Source organism: Caballeronia choica (assembly GCF_001544535.1).
Taxonomy (GTDB): domain Bacteria; phylum Pseudomonadota; class Gammaproteobacteria; order Burkholderiales; family Burkholderiaceae; genus Caballeronia; species Caballeronia choica.
The window spans coordinates 1-1,941 of record NZ_FCON02000395.1 but is presented as its reverse complement, the minus strand read 5'-3'; the positions used below and the strand labels follow the sequence as shown (position 1 = coordinate 1,941).

The window sequence follows — 1,941 nt, the reverse complement described above, 5'->3', positions numbered from 1 at the left end:
GCTCTTCGGACCCCGTGGGCCGTCAACGGCCTCAAACTTTGGCCACCCCAATGCGATACTGATTTACGAAAGCGGGCCAGTCGACATGTTGCACCAGCGGGAGATCGTCGACCACCACGACTTTCGCTCGTGCCCGGTAAAAAAGAGCGATGCATGTCGCGGGAAAATTATTCCGCGAGGGATAGAGCAGACCGTCGAAGGCTGGGAAGCCGCTGTTGTCGAGCGCCTCGTAAATCTGCCGAGAGATACCCTGCGTGTGGATGTAACGTCGGCTTGCCAGTTGACCGAGATTGAGGCCGAACTCCGGCGCCATCACGCCTGGTGCGGTCATGTCAGCCAAGTTCAGTCGCTCGACTACACCGACAGCACGCACAATGCGTCCACGAATCTCGCTTAGCGTAATGGTTCGCGAACGGCTTCGGTGCCATTAGTGCTGATGAAAAACCGACTCCATCAATACAGTCGGAAGGTCGAATCCCAAGTACAGAACCCCATAGCCATCCTTCGGATCGTCGTATCGATTTGCGGAGCTTGTACCAAAATAGAGCGGCGTGGCGGCGTATTCGATTCGGCTAATGTGTTGGAGCAGTTCTCCCGCCGCAATGACGCGGCTTGGCATCGACAAAATCAAACTGCTTCCTCACCGTGAATACCAACCACGCTCAGCACAACCTCGACAAGTTGATCGAAGTTGCCTGGCGTCACGGCTTCGATAGGTGAGTGACCACCGAGCGAATCATTTCGAGACGACAGCGCACGATAGAGCGTCCATGAGTCAACCGACGCCGCTCGGTTGAGCGCTTCGCGCGTGAATTTCAGCTTCAGTGGATCAAGCTGCCAGTCGGGCAGTCGCTGACCCCGACGACCCACATCTAATGAGAGAAGGCGCCGAGGCTGTGCTGATAGATCTTTATAAATCTGTTGGCGCGACTTGTGTGCGAACCGCGCAAATTCCGTCAGCGGAATGTTCCCGGGTGCATCGTATGCGCGCAACAACGCTGCACGTCCGCGTTGTACATCAGTCGCCGACGGCTGCCAGGGTGACTCTGCCCGAAGCGCGCGTGCTTTCGCTCGCAGGTCCGTGGTGAGCTGGAGCGGCGAGGGCGCGGCCTCCGCAAATTTCTCTCGAATCAAAGCGTTCAGCTCGGCGATGAAGGCATCCTCGTCATCGATGCGTACGGCGCGTTCGAAACGATGAGCGTCTTCAGCGGTGATCTCAGGGAACTCCATGGCGGGCATTGGCTTGGACATGTTCGGCCTCATGCGAGACACAATACCAGAACAATAATCGCTTTTGTCGTGTTTGTCAACTTTGTCGCCTTAGCCTCAGCTTCACGCTCACGCGGCGAACGGTTGCAGTTCTTGGGCTTGAAGACGGTGATGTTTGAAGGCGACTGGTAAAATTTGGCGACTGATTTCAGGCATGCACCGTGGGATTCGAACAGCTCATTGCGCTTAAGGCGCAGCTGAACCAGGGCGCGAAGGGCAAAAAGGCCGCATCGCGCCTGACGTCAGCGCCAGTAGGCGCCGGAAGGGAAATCAAGCAGCCACCGAAGCGTCCGCGAACGTCTGCTGACGCGGCCTGGCGCACGGTCAACGCGGTCATTACGCTGCAACGACATTTCCGCACGTCTTTCCACACAGTCCCGCGTCAAAGGTTCCTCTCAAGGTTGGGATTCTCAAGGATGTGCTTGCCCGAGCGGCCTCGCTTGGGCTGAGCGAGCGAGACGCTCGTAACGGCGTCAAGCTCTGGTGTCGCGGCCAACGCTATTGGACCTGTCTCGTCGAAGGCAATGTGCGCGTGGATCTTACCGGCGCAATCACCGGCGTTGTCTCTGCTGCGGAGGCGGAGTACGGCACAAGTCAAGAGAAGGCTCGGCTCGCGCGCAGGCAAGAGCAGATTGCGAACAATCGACATGGTCGACCGCGTTGACCAACAAG

General features: G+C 57.8%; 2 protein-coding genes and 1 pseudogene. 1 reads left to right on the top strand and 2 read right to left on the bottom strand.

The genetic code is table 11. The features are described 5' to 3' along the window. Positions 1–31 precede the first annotated feature (31 nt). Together AWB68_RS44375 and AWB68_RS44370 are read right to left on the bottom strand one after the other, a co-directional pair. Positions 32–619: pseudogene (locus AWB68_RS44375) on the bottom strand (RES family NAD+ phosphorylase). 8 nt (positions 620–627) lie between these two features. Continuing rightward, entirely contained in the window at positions 628–1,251 is a 624-nt protein-coding gene (locus AWB68_RS44370) for a hypothetical protein (RefSeq protein ID WP_087650387.1), read from the bottom strand. Between the two features lie 331 nt (positions 1,252–1,582). Here AWB68_RS44370 and AWB68_RS51810 point away from each other — a divergent pair, with 331 nt between their 5' ends. After that, a complete protein-coding gene (locus AWB68_RS51810; RefSeq protein WP_087650386.1) occupies positions 1,583–1,933 on the top strand; it encodes a ProQ/FinO family protein in 351 nt (116 codons plus the stop codon). The last annotated feature ends 8 nt before the right edge of the window (positions 1,934–1,941 follow it).